The organism is Aliidiomarina iranensis (assembly GCF_003987135.1).
Lineage (GTDB): Bacteria > Pseudomonadota > Gammaproteobacteria > Enterobacterales > Alteromonadaceae > Aliidiomarina > Aliidiomarina iranensis.
Genome location: NZ_PIPJ01000001.1, coordinates 159,818 through 178,247, shown reverse-complemented (window position 1 = coordinate 178,247; position 18,430 = coordinate 159,818). Strand labels below are relative to the sequence as shown.

Sequence of the window (18,430 nt, the reverse complement as noted above, 5' to 3'; positions counted from 1 at the left end):
AATATTTCTTGATTACTTAAACGCTTGCCCAGGCTTTAAACCAACTGCTTTTAATATTTTGGCCAATGGGCAAAAGCCGGTAAACGCAGCTTGCAGTAAGTTTAGACCAACAAAACCGGTTAGTAACAACCAACCTTGATTAACTTGCCAGGCTAAAAGTACGGATAACAAAACAACAAAACCTGCAAACGCAAAAACGAACCGATCAATATTCATATCATCACCTTTAATTAGAATTTACTAATATTTGTAATCAAAAAAAATTACTCACAAAAAATGCCATGTAAGCTTTCAAGAAGCGCAAGCGCATTTTGATCTGCAATTTGATACAACACCGTGGTGCCTTCCTTGCGAAAACTCACAATTTTTTGCTCACGCAATTTTGCTAAGTGTTGAGAAAGCGATGATTGCGATAAACCGATGCGCTTCTCAAGCTCACCCACCGACATTTCACCTTTCACTAAGTAGCACAGCACCATTAACCGATGGCTATTCGCCAACGATTTTAACAAGCTCTCTGCGGAACTCGCGTTTGCCTGCATTTGATCAATTGATATTGTTTTCATATTCGCTATTATATTAGGTTTTTCTAATTTAACAAGTGCCTTATTATTTGCACTCTACTACAATTTGGGTAAAACGCAATTTTTTATATAATGGCAAATGCATGATTTGAATCAAAGTATTTTTTGGCGAAATAGGAGGTAATAGGCTGGAAGTAGCCACCTAAATTCAAAGGCAGGCGGAGCAGCCATTATGTATAATATGAGTCGTATTATCATTCTCGAAGAACGAGCAAATTCGCTTGCGCTCGTTGAAGAAGTACTGAGAAATCGTATCGGTATCTCAAATCCAATTATCTACACCACAACACAAAAAGCTGTGGCGGCCGCGATTGCAAATGAACCCGATTTAATTGTGTTAGAGGCCTCAAAGCGCGGCTTTTCTGCGCTTGATAAACTGCGCAAGAGCTGTATTCCAACTCGAATTATTATGCTTTCAGCCTCTGATGCCGAAAAAGATATTTTGCAAGCGATACGCAACGGCGCCGATGGCTATTTGCTGAAAGATACCAACCCTGAGCACTTAGCAGCATTATTAATGAAAGCCCTACAGGGAAAAATGGCGCTCAGTGATGGGGTAGTTGAAATCTTAGCTCGAGCACTGCGCTACTCAGAGGGTGAGCAGGCTGAATCACAGCCTGCATTAACCAAGCGGGAAAAGGAAGTGCTGCAATTACTCACGGAAGGGAAGAGTAATAAGGCACTTGCAGAAGTAATGGGTATTTCTGAAGGCACTGTGAAAGTGCACATCAAGAATATTTTAAAAAAACTTGGTTTGCGTTCACGCATGCAAGCCGCGCTCTGGAAATTACAGCGATAACAATTAAGGCCCTGTCCATTACAGAACTGGCAATTACAGCACTGGCAATTAAAGCGTTCGCCAGCGAGGCGCCCAAAAACGCTGTTTTCTTTCAACATGTGCGTTTAAAAGGCTACCAAACCGGTTTGCGCACGACCAAGAATCAACGCATGCACATCGTGCGTACCCTCGTAGGTATTTACCGCTTCCAAGTTCATCACATGGCGAATAACGTGATATTCATCAGCAATGCCATTGCCACCGTGCATATCTCTTGCCGTTCGCGCAATATCTAGCGCTTTGCCGCAGCTATTGCGCTTAATTAAGCTAATCGTTTCTGGCGATAATTCATTTCTATCCGCTAAACGCCCGGCTTGCAGTGCGCCAAGAAGGGCAAGGCTAATTTCAGTTTGCATATCGGCCAGCTTTTTTTGAACTAGTTGTGTAGCAGCCAAAGGCCGGCCAAACTGTTCGCGATCCAAGGTATACTGCCGCGCAGCGTGCCAACAGAATTCGGCTGCGCCCATAGCTCCCCAAGCAATACCATAACGGGCCTTATTCAGACACTGAAATGGCCCCTTTAATCCGGTAATTTCGGGGAAAATATTGGCTTCGGGAACGAACACATTGTCCATCACGATTTCACCGGTAATCGAGGCACGTAGGCTAAATTTACCCTCAATTTTCGGTGCGCTTAGGCCTTCCATCCCCTGTTCGAGAATAAAGCCGCGAATAACGCCATCGAGCTTCGCCCAAACAATAAATACATCGGCTATCGGGCTGTTGGTGATCCACATTTTGCTGCCCGTCAAACGATAGCCGCCCTCTACCTTTTGCGCCCGACTTTTCATACTCGCTGGATCAGAGCCCGCATCAGGTTCGGTTAAACCAAAGCAACCCACCCACTCCCCTGTTGCCAGTTTAGGTAGATATTTCTGCCGTTGTGCTTCGCTACCAAATTCATAGATCGGGTACATCACCAACGAGCTTTGCACGCTCATGGCACTCCGATAACCGCTATCAACCCGCTCTACTTCGCGAGCAATTAAACCGTAACAAACATGATTAACACCAGCGCCACCGTAGGCCTCTGGAATAGTAGCACCGAGCAACCCAAGCGCGCCCATCTCATGGAGAATTTCGCGATGAAAATGCTCTTCCCGATTCGCCATCAGAACGCGTGGCTGTAACTTCTCTTGGCAATACGCATGGGCACTATCTCGAATCATACGTTCTTCATCAGATAGCAAACCATCAATGTTAAAAGGATCTTGCCAATTAAATGAAGGGCGGAGTTTGCTCATGTCGGAACCTATTTATTTGTATAACTATTCAGAGGTCTTTCGCTTTTCCAGAATCAACCTAACCACACCACTACCACTTTCGTGCATGGTGAGGTACCTGTAATCCTGCAGGTTAATATCTTCTTGCTGAAAGAACTCCCTGTGAAAGGTCATTGTATTGAAATCTTCGTCTTCATTGATCATTTTCATTTCAAACTCACACACCTCGGTGCGGCAATTAATATTCTCAACCTGTATGTTGGTCAATGCGTTTGAAGTGAGAAGGAAATCCCTAAACATCATATCCATTTCATACGCCCAGTTGTAATCAATTGGCTCTTCGATTAAGCGCTGGTCCAGATTTGTAACATCAATGGCCTCTAAATTGTTGTTTCGAGCGATTCGAGCGAGTTGGTCCTGAACGCTTTCGTTTTGACGTCGTTCTAATCTGTTATTGGCATTAGCCAATGTCCCGCCGGCTTCACTTTCAGCCTCACTCAACTGCGCCAGAGCCGCTTCCAGCTGCTCTTTAAGCAACGCATTCTCGGCAATTAAAGTTGCTAACTCGCGCTGAAGTGCCGCTTGGTTCCCAGAGGCTTCTGCTGCGGAGAGCATATCATCGTTGGTGTTAACTTGTATTTCTCGTTCCAATTCAGGCTTTATTTGTAGAGGCGTATTGGCTACTGGATCTGCGTTCCGCGATAGGCTAAACACCAGCAGTACAACTATTACAGCCCCGTAAGCGATATGTACGATTTTAGACATTAAATTTCCCTTTTTTATTTTTAATTCAGAGATTTTTTCAGCAAAAAGGTTCCCTTCTCAAGTAAGGCGATTTAGTTACAGCAAAAGCGTATTAAGTAAATAGAATAATCTGCCGGTCATAAAAAAGCGACCACAACAAAGATGTTGTGGTCGCCCGCTAATACTACTGTTCTTTTAGCCTGCCTAACCATCCCACACGCTCTACACGCGGTTGATGTTTTGCTAGCAAGTTTGCCGATAACCTAAAGTGCGTATTAACTCACTGGCTATTAACGAGTACGTGGTACCCGGATTTCTACAGAAAGTGCTGCTTCTGTACGGCGGTTACGCTCATTAGCTTCAAGGCTAATTTCGTTTACCACTGGGCGGCTCATACCATGACCCACAGTAGTAATACGGCTACGGTTAATACCGTGGCTGTTTACTAGCATGTCGGCTACAGCTTGCGCACGACGCTCAGATAAATCACGGTTATATTCAGCAGTACCGATTAAATCGGTGTGGCCGTTAATAACAACTTCAGTGTCTGTATGTTCTTTCATGAAATCAGCTAAACGGCGAACATCGCCATTGTAATCGCTGGTTACACGAGCAGAATCAAACGCGAAGCCTACGCGAAGATTTTCAGATACTTGCTCTGTTGTGTACTGAGTACAACCACGGCTATCAACTACGTGATTACGCGGTGTGTTGGCACAATCATCACGATAATCTGGCACGCCATCGTTATCGGTATCGGTTTCGCGGTCGGTTGTTGTGCTTGCTGCTGCACTTTGAGTAGTTTCTTCAGCTGCTGCTTGACGGCTATCGCGGTCAGACCATGAGCTCAATAACGGGCCGTTATCACCGAAGCGATAATTCGCACTCAGAATAAACGACATATCGTTGAAATCAGAGTTGAACTGAGGCGCTAGTTCTGCACGGATAAACCAATTCTCGTTCAGCGTGTGGCGGTAACCCAAAGTTGCACGCCACATCAAATCACGATGCTGTTGAACACGCGTTGCATTGAAGCCCGCACCAACATATACGTTGTTGTTCAAGTAATAAAGTGCATCTGAACCGAACATATGGCCAGTTGCTGTATCACTCAAACCTTCTACATCTGTTCTCACACGGTCGAAATAAGTGCGGAACGCCCAACGGTTGGTAAGCGGTACAGAAACTTCCAAGCCTAGCTGCGCAGAATTGAAACCATCGTCAACTTGGAAACCGAAGTTTTCACTATCAACGTAAATACGGTCACCATCAATTGACGACACATGTAAACGTGCACCAATTGAGAATGTTTCAGTACCCGTGAAGTTTTCTTCTGATTGCGCTTGCGCTTGCGGGCTAGCGATAAGCAAGCCGGCGATCGCTGCAGGTAATGCCATTCCAACAAATTTGTTCATAAGGGATTCCTTCTTTCCTTTAGCTGCTCCGCTAACCCGGGAGGGTTGGGGGGTGTGAACCCTTATTCTGGCTTAACTTTCGCACTAGCGCGAGAGCTTTACCAAAACTTTTAAAATCTTTAGACCAAGTTTTTAGCATTCCAGCGGCTTTTACCTCTGGGTTAATAATGACTTCGCTTGTGCCTTCTTCCTGACATTTTGCTCTTGGTACATTTACTAACTTATAACTTGCAGTATAGCACACTAATTTCGATGCTTATCTAAGCAGCTTGAGTTTAACATTTGGCCTATAAAAATCAATCTTTAGAATCTTTAACTAAGATAAAGTTATCAATAAGATAAGTACCAAAATATTACAAACCTAAACCTCGCGCTTATAAATAATCTTAATTTAAGCACTAACCTAAACTTGGCCGCCTAAAAACCTGGGGCAAAACCAAAACTTACTCAATTTCTATTAATACCTCGTTGCGGCGAAACATGGGTAGTGTGAATGGCCCGTTGTAACCAGCCTCAACCGGTTCGCCCGCAGCCACATACCCATTCTCACTCATCCAAGTTAAAAGCATTTCGGTATGCTTCGCTACGTTACTTTCAGTGAGGCGGCCATTAAATCGAATTGCAGCTACTTTGTGATCACGCAACTCACTCACTTGTAAATTAGGGTTCGTAGGTTTCGGCGTTGTTGCCAGGGTAAATTCAGCGGGCATCACAAACGACATTTGCGATCTTTCCTCGCCTCGTTCCATAAACACAGGCGCCGTCATTGGAATCTCACTGCCTTCAGCAGGTAAGCTTTCTGATTCCATCATTACTGGCGCTGTCATGGCTATTTCAGCACGGCCTTCATTTTCGCCACTGATGTAGCGGAACAAGGCTCGAAACGCATCGTTTCGGCCGTCACTGCCCATGTTGGCGGAAACCAGCACCATATGTTCGTAGTTTCGTACTTCAATTTGTTCGTTATCAGCCGCCGTAATCAATGTGTAAGGCACTGTTTCCGCATTGCTTTTACCCACAATTGAACAACCTGATAGAAAAACCACTGCTAATCCCATTAGAAAAGCTTTCATGCTCATCTCCGCACTCGAACCACAAATCGTTTGAACAAGTTATACGTTAATGCACATCAAAGTAGCTCAATAATTGCAAAACTATTCATTTCGCAAATGATATACCGCATAGCCGTTTTCATCTGTGCTGTGCTTCTGTAGGCGCTGTATTTGCTCCGCTTCCTCAACGCCTAAGGCGCTGTTATTACCTCTAAATTCAACCACTGCACCAGCAGGTAAAACAAGTTCCCAATTCCGATGCAACGCTAACGGTAACACACCAGCATTTTTCGCTGTCATTTCACGCGCATAGTTGGCAATCACTTGCCTTACTTCTTCACCGCTGGAATACACAATGGTTGAACCATCAAGGCCCGGGAAACCACCGCCGCCGCCAGCGCGATAGTTATTTACCGCAACAAGAAACCGCTGCTCTAAATCTAACGGCTCGCCTTGGTAGCGCACATCTACAACTCGCCGCGCCTCCTCATTGATAAGTTCCCCCTGCGAATCGTAGCGAGCTGGCGCTGCAATATCGAAGCGATATTCTAGCCCACTTAAAACATCAAAATTAAAACTCGGATAGCCAGTGAACAGCGGTTGCGGATCAGGGTTGTTGGCATCAATTTGTTGATACGCCAACGCCGACATCTCGAGCCATTCCACCAACTGGCTGCCCGTTACCTCTACTACCTGCAGAGTGTTCGGGTACACATACAAATCAACCAGATTCCCAAGGGTAAATTCACCAGCTTCAATAATGGTGTAATCGTTTGCACTTTGAAAACCATTTCGAAACGGTGCGGCCGCGCTTAATATCGGCAAATCAGCGCGAATTTCTCCGCGAGCTTGCAATGATTCAACAAACCATTGTTGCGCATCATTTATCAGCTGCACCGCTGTGCTCGGCTCTATGCGGGCGAATAAAGTAGAAATAAGCGCTTCTACTTCACCGAGTGGCTCATTAAGCATTGCTACAGTTTGCTCATGCTCTGCCATCAACATAGCTTCAAGTTCTGTATCTTTGCGTTCATCAACCGCCCGCACAGCTACATTACTTGCCACTACCTGCCAACCATTTGCAGTGTTTTGCAAACGTAAATCAATAATACCGAGATGATCACCCCAATAACCTGGGGCAACAGCTGGAACGCCACGAACATAACCGGCCTCATTATCTACCTCGGGCAAATTATCGTAGGCTTCGGCGCCTGGGAATAACTGGTGTTGGTGGCCAAATAAAATGGCATCGATACCGGCAACGCCGGCAAGTTGATAACTCGCTTGTTCTGCAAATTGCGGATAGTTATCGTATATTCGCAGCCCTGAATGCGGGATCGCAACAATAACATCGGCGCCTTCCGCCTGCATTTGCGGAATATAATACTCAGCTGCCTCTACCATATCCCGCACTCTAACTTTGCCCGCGAGGTGCTGTTGATCCCAGCGCACGATTTGCGGCGGTAAAAAGCCAATAAAGCCAACTTTGATTTCGTGGTCATTGCCATATTGATCCTGCATCGATTTCGATAGAATCACATAAGGTTCATACATCGGGTTATCCCAACCCGAAGTTACTTTGCCGGCCTCACTGGGGCTATTGGCAGAAAATACATTTGCACTAATATACGGGAAGTTAGCGCCAGCAACGGTAGCTTGCAAAAACTCTAAACCATAATTAAATTCATGGTTCCCCATATTACCAACATCATATTCTAAGTAATTCAAAGCGCGCATGATGGGGTGCATATTTTCAGCAACGTATTCAGCACCCTGACCAGCAACCCAATCACCAAGCGCACTGCCTTGAATCAAATCGCCGTTATCCACCAAGAAGTTATTGGGCTGTTCGGCGCGTGCTTCATGAATAAGAGCGGCCGTGTGCGCTAATCCATAATCGCTAGTGCTTTCCTGTTGAAAATAATCATACCCGAGCATATAGGCATGTAAATCGGTAGTTTCAATCAGCCTAAGCTCTACTTCAGCCGGTTCTTGAGTTTCGCTACAGGCGCTAGCCATTAGGCTAGCGATAGCAAGTAACAACGATATTTTTAGCAGTTTCATGGGCACTTCCATTACTTTAGATAATCACTTCATTAAACAGTTAATTTCTATAAAAAATAATAAATTTAATTTACTCAGCAACCAACCATGATTGCTCTAGTTTCGCGACTTCGCCGTATTCGGCCAAAATTGGGCTCATCAATTCGGTAATATTTTTTTCCAGTTGCCATGGTGGGTTCACCACCAACATGCCCGCACCATACATACCGCGTTCGCCGCTGTTGGCCTGATAATGAAACTCACTTTGCAGAACTGGCATAGGAATATCATTGCTAATTCGCGCTAACAGAGTTTGATGTTTTGCTGCCGGCAATAATGGATACCAAATTAACACAACCGCATGACGGCAACGTTGCAGAATCTTCGCGGCAGCAGAAGCAACATCATCATATTCTGTTTTATTCTCGTAGGCTGGGTCAATCAGCACCATAAGCCGAGGGGTTTTCGGTGGCAATAACTTCACCACACCTTGCAGGCCATCACCATACACAACACGCCCGGTGTGTGTTTCGCCAAGCGTACTCAGCACTTCGTGTTCCGCAGGATGCAATTCAAACACCGTATGGCGATCTTGCTCACGCCGTAAACGCGAAATCCAACCCGGAGAGCCCGGATAATAGCGCAGCTGCTCAGTTTTAATGACCTGCCCACGATTGGTTTGTGCTGCATTAGCGGAATCGAGCGCAGCGAAAAATTCAGCCCATATTGGATTTACTACCAAACGCTCTCGTAAAGGCACCATCCGCGCTACACCAACCGCGAACTCGCCAGTTTTTTGTGCTTGTGCATCAGTTAAATCATAATGGCCTTTGCCGGCATGGGTATCGAAGTAATGAATGCTGCTCTCTTTCGCCTGCAGGCGTTGAATAACCGCAATAAGGGTGAGGTGTTTGTGCACATCGGCGGGGTTGCCTGCGTGGTAGCCATGTTGATAACTGAGCATAACAAAAATTCCTAGCTGAACATTCTAAGCTAAACAATAGGCGAATGAGTAAATTGAACTTTAGCAGATTAAAGCAAGGCTAGGTTAACTCGAAGCTGCCGTTCTATGTTTTAAATGTTCTTTCGCGCTCACAAATCATCAAGTACATGAGCCCGAATACGCTTTATCGCTTGGCTGTGTAGTTGCGATACTCGCGATTCGGTGACATCGAGAACGGCACCGATTTCTTTTAAGTTCAATTCTTCCTGATAGTAAAGAGCCATTACCAATTTCTCTTTCTCCGGTAAATTACCTATCGCTTGGGCAATAAGCTCTTTTCGTTCTCCGGAGAATAAGGCTTCGGCAGGCGAATCTTGGCGCTCACCGTCGCTGCTTAGCTCAGTTTGTTCAGTGACTACTTCATCATAAGAAAGCACTAAGCCATTGTTGGTATCTAACAACAACTTTTGATATTCATCCAACGGCATATCAAGCTCGGCTGCGATTTCCCGCTCTTCTGGCACACGGCCAAGGCGATGCTCGAGTTTGCGCATGCAAGCTTCAACATCACGAGCATTCCGGCGCACACTGCGCGGCAACCAATCTCGGGAGCGCAACTCATCGATCATCGCACCCCGAATACGCTGATGAGCAAAGGTGGAAAATGCGGCACCTGCACTAGGGTCAAAACGCCCAAACGCATCTAACAGGCCTTCGAGGCCAGCTTGAATTAAATCATCCACATCAACACCGGCGGGCAGCCTTACCTGCAACGAAAGCGCTTGGCGCCTTACCGTTGGGTAGTATTGCTGCAGAACCGATTCTCGATTCATTTTACCCTGTGCTGTATACATAAACTCGTATTTGCCCCTGATTCTGGTTTAGGTGCGTTGGCCAGATTTTATATCAGTATTCATACCTTCGTTAGAATATTGCACACATATTAAATCAAGATTAAAAAAGTTACGTGCGCATTCACGAACATTGTTAATCAAGCCGCGGGTGGAAACCACCGGCGGGTGTAATAGTAAAACACGTTGTGGCCCGCCATTCACATGTAAATTCCGCATTGTATTGTAGGCACGTTGAAAACCATTAGTATCGGGCTCAACCCAAAGTGCCCAGCGCGGAAACCGTGAGGCTAATTCTTGCATATCTGTATGCACATATTCCGCTGGAATGAGTTCCCAAGCTTGCGGATTACCTACCCAACGCCGGCCTAGTTCTGCGAGCCGTGCTAATTGCTCTCGCACGGGTTGAGTATCGCCATTGCTTTTTGATGGCAAACCTACAACCACTAAGGTATTTTCGGCTGTGGCCGCGCTCTCCGGCGGTTTATTTTTACTTGCCCAATCTCGTAATCCGGCGGCCTGATCACTACTCACTTCGAACTCCCGCTGCCGACATAATCTGGATAGCCACGGTGGCTTCCAACAATTGAATTAACCCGGCTAATATTTTTTGCCCATTGGCTTTGCCACGCTTACCGGATAAATTAAACAAGCGTTGCCGCGCGGTATTAAATACCGGAGCCATACTTTGTTCAACATGAATTGCGCTAGCGGCCAAAGTAGTGGCTAAAGCCACAGAAACCGGTTGCGATAAATGTTCATAACCAGCTTTTTGTAAAAGGTTATGAGTTTGCCGCGTTAAGCTCGCAGCCTCATCACCCTTTAACTGCGCCACGATCAAATTTTTTGCAGTATCCGCTGCTACCGTTTTGGGCAGCAACCAAAAGCGCCGAACCAACCCAGCACCGCGAGCCTCTGCTGCGAGTTCACCATACCACAATTGATACTCAACGCTGCTGTTCATCAACTTTACTGCCACCGAACCCAAGGTTAGCTTTGCAGCTTCGCCGCGATAATGTAGTTGCACACTATGATGCGAATTCAAACGTGTTCGTAACGCCAAAGCGGCAACCCGTTCCTCTTTTTCGTTAGTGGCTTTAGCGGCGGCATTGTTGGTGGCATTAGTGGCGGCTTTAGAATCAGCATTGCGAACACGGAAACGATGATTCCGATTGATAACGGCAACCCACGGCTGCAAGCCATTTTCGGGGCTATTCAGCCAATTTAACGTTGCCTCTGAAGGCAACATTTGAAAAATATGCTGTTGCACGCCCAGGTTTTGATGAATCTTGGCAATATTAGCCACCGGCTCTGGGAGAATAGGTAACGGTAACAGGCAACTTTCGATATCCGCCGGCAAGTTGGCAAGATGCCATTTCACCCCAGCCACAGGCTTAGTTCGCGCCCAGTGAAGCGTTTTAGGTTGCACTTTCCCAGCCTCGGCTTGGATATCCGCATACCATTGCGTGAGTGCTGCTTCTTGGTCATTGGCTGGCAATTCACCGATATTGAGTAAGCTTTCAATGAAATCAAAGCCGGGTAAATCAGCGCGCAATTGTTCATACAAACTGGCAACGGTTTTGCCTTGAGCTTGTAAAGCGCCCGATGCAGCCCGCGCCGGCGTGGCACTCTGTTCGCCAAAGTTGGCTAACCATTGGCTAAACTCTGCATATTCTGCGGCTACACCATTAAGCGCTAAATTTACCAAAGCCTCGGTATCGGGCAATTCTAGATCTTCCGGTACACGCTGGCCATTGGAAACAAAATGCAAAATTAGGCCATGGCGAATAAGTACATCTAATGCACCCCCCAAGCGCACCGATTCATCAACCTTAGAAACGATACAATCGCGAATAACCATGCCCGATTCTCTCGCGGTGCGTTGAAATAAACACACCACCTCATCCAAGTTTTCACGCTGGCTCGCCGTATTCAACACCAACACTAACCGTGTGTTGCTTGTTTTCGGCGTTGTTTTCTGCGTCGTTTTCTGTGTTGTTTCCCGAGTTAATGGCCGAGTTGCCGCAGGGGTTTCTGCGCCAGCTTGCAGTTCAGCAATACGCTGCGTGAGCCGCTGATCACGCTGGCTCATACCTACCGTATCGATCAATACAAGCTTTTTACCGCACATCTTGTCTTGCAGCACATCGAGTTTTTCGCCCTCTTCCAGCGCATGCATATCAACCTCAAGCAAACCGGCATAAATTTTTAACTGCTCTCGGGCTCCCACACGATAGCCATCGGTTGTTACTAACAACAACTGCTCAGGCCCAAACTGCATTACATAATGGGCAGCGAGCTTTGCGGTTGTCGTGGTTTTCCCTACACCGGTAGGGCCAACTAAAGCGATTACGCCATCGCTAAACAATTCTGCAGGAAAGCTCGGTAATTGAATTCGCTGTTGTAGCTGCTCATGCAACCAAGCACTTACATCGTTGCAATTCCCGGGTAAAGCCGCGGCTAACTCACGAATTAATTCGGTGCCAAAACCAGCAGCTTGCAAAATGTTCACCATTTCTCGAATTGGGTGAACCGTAGGAGTTACTTTTTTCTGTTGATTATTCAACATACTGCGCATTTCTTGCACTTCACTCAACAAGCGCTGTGCTAACGCGGCAAAATCGTTGGCAGGTGGCTTATCAGCCTGCGCCACCTTCTCATCGAGTGCATCTTCCGCCATCGCCAAAATTTCATAGCCATCGTCTAATTGCCGCGATGATAGGATCATGGCATCGGGCCCCAAGCTCTCCCGAACTTGGCGCATTGCATCACGATTGTTGGCACCAAAATAGCGCCTTACGCTCATTGATTTTCTCCAATTAATGCGGTGATTTTCAGTGTTCTATCATCTGGCACTTCGGCTTGCGACATGACCACCAAGTAGCGTAGCTGGCGGCGCAAGAAATGCGCCAACAGCGGCCTTAAACCATGCTGCACCACAAGTACTGGTGGCTCGCCCATCGATTCTTGCCGCTCCAAAGCTACTCGAGCTTGTTCTTGTAAGGTAGCGGCCAAACCTGGCTCAAGTGCTCCACCGTTATTCATGGCTTGCATCAATACCTGCTCAAGGCGAACATCAAGGCCTAACACATGCAATTCCCGCGCTCCTGCAAACCATTTTTGCGTGATTGCCCGGCCTAATGCCAAACGCACCTGAGCGGTTAATTCATGGGCTTCCGGTTGCTGCCCTTCAAACTCCGCTAGTGTATCAAAGATTGTGCGCATATCCCGAATCGGTACTTCTTCATCTAAAAGATTCTGCAAAATACGTTGCAGCACGGTGAGGGAAACACATTTGGGCACCACATCCTCAACCAAACTTTTGTTTTCTTCTGCTAACTTATCAACTAATTGTTGCACTTCGGAACGGCCCAGTAATTCACCAGAAAAACGCTGCAGTAAGTGGTTCAAATGGGTAGCCACTACTGTGCTGGCATCTACCACTGTATAACCATAAATTTGCGCATGCTCACGCTCGCTTGCATCAATCCATACCGCATCCAAACCAAAGGCTGGATCCGTGGTTTTTATGCCTTCTACTTCGCCGGTTACTTGGCCTGGGTTAATAGCTAGCCATTTGTCTGGATAGATATCAGCGCGCCCTACCTCACCACCTTTTAAGGTAATTACGTAACTATTTGGCGGTAGCTCAAGATTATCCCGGATATGCACTACGGGTGGTAAGAAACCTACATCTTGGGCAAATTTCTTGCGCACACTTTTAATGCGAACCAAAAGCTCACCTTGTTGGCGATCATCAACCAAAGAAATAAGGCGATGCCCAACTTCCATGCCCAATGTATCCACCAGTTGTACATCTTTCCAACTCGCCTCAGGTGATTCGAATTGGGTAACAGGGCCTTCTTCTAAAGGCTGCTCAATGGCTTTTTGTTTTTGTTTCGCCATAACGCGCCAAGCCATAAAGCCAAGTGAAGCGGTAAATAGCAAGAACACAAAATTCGGCATGCCCGGAACCAAGCCCAACAGGCCGATTACCACCGCCGCCAAAATCATCACTTTTGGATTCACAAAGAGTTGGCTTACCATTTGCTGGCCAACATCTTGCTCCGTATTCACTCGCGAAACGGTTACACCTGCGGCAGTAGAAATTACTAACGCAGGAATTTGGGCAACAAGGCCATCGCCAATGGCGAGTAGAATATAGGTTTGCGCAGCATCGCCAAAGCTCATGCTGTGTTGCATGGTACCGATAAGCAAACCGCCGATGATATTTACCACCATGATGATTAAACCGGCCACCGCATCACCGCGCACAAATTTACTTGCCCCATCCATAGAGCCGTAAAAATCCGCTTCTTGTGCCACTTCGGAACGCCGACGGCGAGCATCTTCTTCGCCAATCAGGCCAGCGTTTAAATCAGCGTCAATCGCCATTTGCTTGCCCGGCATCGCATCAAGCATAAAGCGTGCACCAACTTCAGCAATTCGGCCCGCACCTTTCGTAATAACCATGAAGTTGATGATGACAAGAATCAAAAACACCACCAAGCCAACGGCAAAATTACCACCCACCAAAAACTGGCCGAAAGATTCGATTACTTTGCCAGCAGCATCACCGCCGGTGTGGCCATCCATAAGCACTACTCGAGTAGATGCTACATTCAGCGATAAGCGCAACAAGGTTGTGAATAGCAGTACAGCTGGAAACGCGGCAAAATCTAAAGGCTTTTCAGCAAACATGCTCACTAACAGCACCATAAGTGCCAGGGCAATATTAAACGTAAAGAGTAAATCCAGTGCGAACGGCGGCAATGGCAATACCATCATTGCCAAAATCATGAGAATTAGAATAGGCCCGATCAGCATTTGCAAACGGCCATTGGCAATGTTGCCAAACTGATTCAGTGAAGGCATTAACCCCTTCATTCACTGCTCTCCCCAAACGTTTGATTTTGCTGATGGCGAGGATGTACTTTGCGTTCTGCCATTTGTTTTGGTACCGCAAGGTTCTTAGGCTTCGGCGGAATATCACCACCTTCAACCTTTATTTGTTTCAATCGGAATGCCCAAGCCAATACTTCGGCAACCGCCGTGTAAAGTGCTGTAGGCACTTCGCGTTCGAGATCAACATTATAAAATAATGCCCGCGCCAGAGCCGGAGCCTCTAGCCTGGGAACATTGTGTTCTTCCCCCAGCTCACGAATTTTTGCCGCTACCGCATCAGAGCCTTTCGCCACTAATCGCGGCGCGCCCATGTTTTTATCATCATATTTCAGTGCTACCGCAAAGTGTGTTGGGTTGGTGATGATAACATCCGCCTCGGGCACTTTACTCATCATGCGCCCACGCGATATCGCTTGTTGTTGCGCGCGAATACGCGCCTTCACATGCGGATCACCCTCTGTTTCCTTGTGCTCCCGTTTTACTTCATCCTTGGTCATCTTTAGTTTTTTGGTGTGGTCGTATAACTGGTAGGGCACATCAATCAATACCACTACAATAAGCGTGAGCACCATTAGTACTGCCGCTTCTGCCGCCAAGGTGAGCGCATTGGTGAGCGCCAATTGTACAGGTTGCCCCATCAAGCCCATGTATTCGCCTTGGCGAGTCACCAAAAAAGCCACCAGCACGCCACCTACTAAAGTGGTTTTGGCAATCGCCTTGCCTAATTCCGCGAGCGCCTGAACTGAAAATATGCGTTTTAAACCCTTTACTGGGTTCAATTTTGAAAGCTGTGGCTTCATGCCTTTTGCTGAAACGATCCAGCCGCCCAACAATGCGGGTGCTACCAAGGCTAATACCACCATGAGAATAAACAGAGGCATTAAGGCATATAAACTTTGCAGCCCCAAATTAGCCACTTTCGAGAGCATGGGTTCTGGTTGAAAAGCATGCATACGTTCGAATAAAAATGCCTGCTCCATTACAGTGCCAAGGTTCTCATAAATAAGAGAACTCATACCCCATAGGCCAATAATGCCGCCGAACAGGAGCACAAAGGTTGTTAATTCTCGCGATCGCGCAACTTGCCCCTCATCCCGCGCCTTTTGCAGGCGCCTGGGTGTGGCGGGTTCTGTTTTTTCAGAGTCGTCGCTGGTGCTCTGTTCGGCCATGTTTCGGTTTTTCTCTGGGCATTATCGGAGATTTAGCCGTTATACTGCCAGAAGGAAAGGAAATTCGAATGGAAAAAAAGCGCCGTTTTATTGGCGCTTTTCATTTGCTTTGGTGTTTTCAGAGCTTAGGGATTTCTTTTCTCTGCTAATTAGAGAAAAAACCCTTGCGGATTTTCATCCAAAGATAAGCCGCCCTCACCGAGTTCGGCTTCAGCATCTTCCTGCAACAAGCGCTCAAACTCTTCTGCATCGCCGGGTAATAAACCTTGGCGGCGAATGAATTCAGCCGATTGCTCAGTATGCAGCACTAAAGTAATGCGTCGGTTCATTGGATCTCGGGGATTAGCCCCTTCTAATGGAATACGATCCGCAACACCTGATATAGAAAGTAATTTATTCGGATCCAAACCACCCGCTACTAGCTCTCGGCGTGATGCATTCGCACGATCTGAAGATAACTCCCAATTACTATAGCCAACATAACCACCAGCATAAGGAATGCTATCGGTATGGCCACTTATGGTTAATGCGTTATCCACTGAGTTTAAGATAGGGGCTACTGTTTGGAGCAATCGGCTCATGTAAGGGGCAACGGTGGGCGAACCAATTTCAAACATTGGTCGGTTTTCAGTATCCATCATCTGAATTCGTAACCCCTCGCGTGTTAAATCTAAACGCATTTGCGCTTCAAGCTGACGCAGAACAGGGTCGGCTTGAATCGCACGCTCAATTTGCCGTTGGATATTTTGAAATTGCCGGCGAACATCGGCTGGACGTGTTTGCATACGATAATCAATGCGTGCGCGCTCACCCTGAGAATGAGAACTATCCGGCCCGCCACCGGGAATAACAGTACTCGCAGAGCTGCTCTGGTTGCCGCCACTCATTGCCACTACCAGTGGTGTGCGAAAATACTCAGCAACCGCTTCTCGCTGCTCTTCATCGCCGGTAGACAAAATCCACATTACTAAGAACAACGCCATCAAAGCTGTCATGAAATCTGCAAGGGCAATTTTCCACGACCCACCATGGTGCTTGTGCACCACTTTTTTTCGGCGGATGATAATTGGGCGATGTTCTTCAGCCATGCTTACGACTCCGCTGGCTTATTACCACGAACATGATCTTCTAGTTCATTGAACGATGGCCGCTCCACCGTATCGAGTGCTTTGCGGCCAAATTCAACGGCTAATTGAGGTGCGTAGCCACCCATACTTGCCAACAAAGTTACGCGAATACATTGCAAAGCTTTCATTGCTTCCGCTACTTGCCGTTCTACCCGGCTGGCAATTGGATTGATAAAACCGTAACCCAACAAGATACCGAGAAAAGTACCAATCAATGCGTGAGCAATCATTACGCCCATTTCATCTGGCCCCGCATCAGCACTACTGAGCGCTTTTACAACCCCGAGTACCGCAGCAACGATACCGAAAGCAGGCATTGCATCCCCCACCTTAGCGATGGCGTCAGCAGGCACATGTGCCTCTGTTTCAAAAGATTCGATCTCATGCAACATCAATTCATCAAGTTCTTGCGGATTCATGTTACCGCTAATCATGAGGCGTAGATAATCGGTGAGAAAATCACGAATCATGTCATCTTCGAGCACTAGCGGGTGCTCTTGAAAAATCGCACTTTCTGCCGGCTCTTCAATATCACGCTCAACCGCTAGCATGCCGTCTCTGCGCATTTTGTTGAGTATTTTATAAAGAACCGACATCAGCTCCATATACACATTTTTATTGTACTTGGTGGTAGCCTTTAATTTTTTCGCCACATTAAAGGTTGCTTTAATCGCTTTGCCATTATTCGCAGCAATAAAAGCACCCACACCAGCCCCACCGATCATCAACACTTCAAAGGGCTGCCATAAAGGGCCTAACGCGCCGCCAGCCATGGCAAAGCCGCCAAACACAGAGAAAATAACGATGATAAATCCGATAGCAATGAGCACAAATGTCCCCTCATTAATTACGTTCTTTTATAGTTGCCGCAAACGCGCAAAATATGAAAATCTGCGTGGCTTGCGCAAACTATTTACGTATACGAGCTATCGGCATTTTCTCTGAAAACTTGAGGGATATTTTCGCTTATTTACTAAGAGCAGCTTTTTTCTTACCCGGCTTTCCAGCGCGCGAGGGAGGTTGGCAAATCCCACAGACATAATCGTCATCCGGAGTATGGGCATGGTTTACAAAAGGAAGGTGGCATTGATTACAATTCGAGAGTTGGAACATATTACTTTCAAAAAACCGTAGCAATGTCCAAGCCCTTGTTAATCCAAGAACTTGTTCACCACCGGTAGAATCCACATGTTCATTATAAAGGCGATAAGCCTTAGTGAAGGCCGTCATGCGGTCAATTTTTTCGTTCTCCGTTAACTTCAGATAAATCGAATAAAACAGCGAAGAATGAATATTTGGTAGCCAGGTCATGAACCAATCAGTAGAAAAAGGCAGTAAACCCTTAGGTGGTGATTCGCCCCGAACCTCTTTGTAAAGCCGAACCAAACGCCCGCGGTTGAGTTCAACTTCAGATTCTAAAACTTGTAGCCGAGCTCCGAGCTCAATTAGCTCAATAGCTAACTGAACCTGATTCATTTCATCAAGAAGCTTTTTTTTCGACAAACCGTTACACCTTTAAAGTTCTAAAACCCAAAG

At 46.7% G+C, this 18,430-nt stretch carries 17 protein-coding genes; 1 reads left to right on the top strand and 16 read right to left on the bottom strand.

The features are described from left to right. Positions 1-12: 12 nt before the first annotated feature. Together CWE08_RS00845 and CWE08_RS00840 are read right to left on the bottom strand one after the other, a co-directional pair. Complete coding sequence (locus CWE08_RS00845; protein WP_126764774.1) at positions 13-216, bottom strand: YgaP family membrane protein; 204 nt, start codon at positions 214-216, stop codon at positions 13-15. A gap of 47 nt (positions 217-263) precedes the next feature. Next, positions 264-566: an ArsR/SmtB family transcription factor gene (locus CWE08_RS00840; RefSeq protein WP_126764773.1), complete on the bottom strand. Its 303-nt coding sequence runs from the start codon at positions 564-566 to the stop codon at positions 264-266. Positions 567-756: 190 nt separating this feature from the next. Between CWE08_RS00840 and CWE08_RS00835 the strand changes: the two genes are divergently transcribed. Then, positions 757-1,383 carry a LuxR C-terminal-related transcriptional regulator gene (locus CWE08_RS00835; RefSeq protein WP_126764772.1) on the top strand — a complete coding sequence of 209 codons (627 nt, stop codon included), beginning with the start codon at positions 757-759 and terminating at the stop codon, positions 1,381-1,383. Positions 1,384-1,487: 104 nt separating this feature from the next. Here CWE08_RS00835 and CWE08_RS00830 read toward each other — a convergent pair whose 3' ends face one another. From CWE08_RS00830 to flhC, 14 genes are all read right to left on the bottom strand, one after another. Beyond that, on the bottom strand, positions 1,488-2,666 hold the full coding sequence (locus CWE08_RS00830) for an acyl-CoA dehydrogenase (RefSeq protein ID WP_126764771.1): 1,179 nt from the start codon (positions 2,664-2,666) through the stop codon (positions 1,488-1,490). 24 nt (positions 2,667-2,690) lie between these two features. Further along, the gene (locus CWE08_RS00825; protein WP_126764770.1) at positions 2,691-3,410 is read right to left on the bottom strand and encodes a hypothetical protein; all 720 of its coding nucleotides are present in this window, start codon (positions 3,408-3,410) and stop codon (positions 2,691-2,693) included. 269 nt (positions 3,411-3,679) lie between these two features. After that, the gene (locus tag CWE08_RS00820) at positions 3,680-4,804 is read right to left on the bottom strand and encodes an OmpA family protein (protein WP_126764769.1); all 1,125 of its coding nucleotides are present in this window, start codon (positions 4,802-4,804) and stop codon (positions 3,680-3,682) included. A gap of 443 nt (positions 4,805-5,247) precedes the next feature. Then, positions 5,248-5,877, bottom strand: coding sequence for an SOUL family heme-binding protein (locus tag CWE08_RS00815; RefSeq protein WP_198677027.1), 630 nt, complete (start codon positions 5,875-5,877; stop codon positions 5,248-5,250). 81 nt (positions 5,878-5,958) lie between these two features. Then, complete coding sequence (locus CWE08_RS00810; protein ID WP_157981207.1) at positions 5,959-7,920, bottom strand: bifunctional 2',3'-cyclic-nucleotide 2'-phosphodiesterase/3'-nucleotidase; 1,962 nt, start codon at positions 7,918-7,920, stop codon at positions 5,959-5,961. Positions 7,921-7,990: 70 nt separating this feature from the next. After that, positions 7,991-8,863 carry a 23S rRNA (adenine(2030)-N(6))-methyltransferase RlmJ gene (locus CWE08_RS00805; RefSeq protein WP_126764767.1) on the bottom strand — a complete coding sequence of 291 codons (873 nt, stop codon included), beginning with the start codon at positions 8,861-8,863 and terminating at the stop codon, positions 7,991-7,993. 128 nt (positions 8,864-8,991) lie between these two features. Continuing rightward, positions 8,992-9,696 (bottom strand): RNA polymerase sigma factor FliA, encoded by a 705-nt coding sequence (locus CWE08_RS00800; protein WP_126764766.1) that lies wholly within the window; start codon positions 9,694-9,696, stop codon positions 8,992-8,994. Between the two features lie 27 nt (positions 9,697-9,723). Next, positions 9,724-10,227, bottom strand: coding sequence for a hypothetical protein (locus CWE08_RS00795; protein ID WP_126764765.1), 504 nt, complete (start codon positions 10,225-10,227; stop codon positions 9,724-9,726). After that, complete coding sequence (flhF, locus tag CWE08_RS00790; RefSeq protein WP_126764764.1) at positions 10,220-12,499, bottom strand: flagellar biosynthesis GTPase FlhF; 2,280 nt, start codon at positions 12,497-12,499, stop codon at positions 10,220-10,222. The genes CWE08_RS00795 and flhF overlap by 8 nt, the downstream gene beginning before the upstream one ends. After that, a complete protein-coding gene (gene flhA / locus CWE08_RS00785) occupies positions 12,496-14,580 on the bottom strand; it encodes a flagellar biosynthesis protein FlhA (protein ID WP_126764763.1) in 2,085 nt (694 codons plus the stop codon). Before flhA ends, flhF begins: the two co-directional genes overlap by 4 nt. Continuing rightward, a complete protein-coding gene (gene flhB / locus CWE08_RS00780) occupies positions 14,577-15,767 on the bottom strand; it encodes a flagellar biosynthesis protein FlhB (RefSeq protein WP_126764762.1) in 1,191 nt (396 codons plus the stop codon). Before flhB ends, flhA begins: the two co-directional genes overlap by 4 nt. Before the next feature lie 149 nt (positions 15,768-15,916). Next, positions 15,917-16,855, bottom strand: coding sequence for a flagellar motor protein MotB (motB, locus tag CWE08_RS00775; protein ID WP_126764761.1), 939 nt, complete (start codon positions 16,853-16,855; stop codon positions 15,917-15,919). A gap of 2 nt (positions 16,856-16,857) precedes the next feature. Further along, positions 16,858-17,724: a flagellar motor stator protein MotA gene (motA, locus tag CWE08_RS00770; RefSeq protein ID WP_126764760.1), complete on the bottom strand. Its 867-nt coding sequence runs from the start codon at positions 17,722-17,724 to the stop codon at positions 16,858-16,860. Between the two features lie 136 nt (positions 17,725-17,860). Then, complete coding sequence (gene flhC, locus CWE08_RS00765) at positions 17,861-18,397, bottom strand: flagellar transcriptional regulator FlhC (protein WP_126764759.1); 537 nt, start codon at positions 18,395-18,397, stop codon at positions 17,861-17,863. Positions 18,398-18,430: the final 33 nt, after the last annotated feature.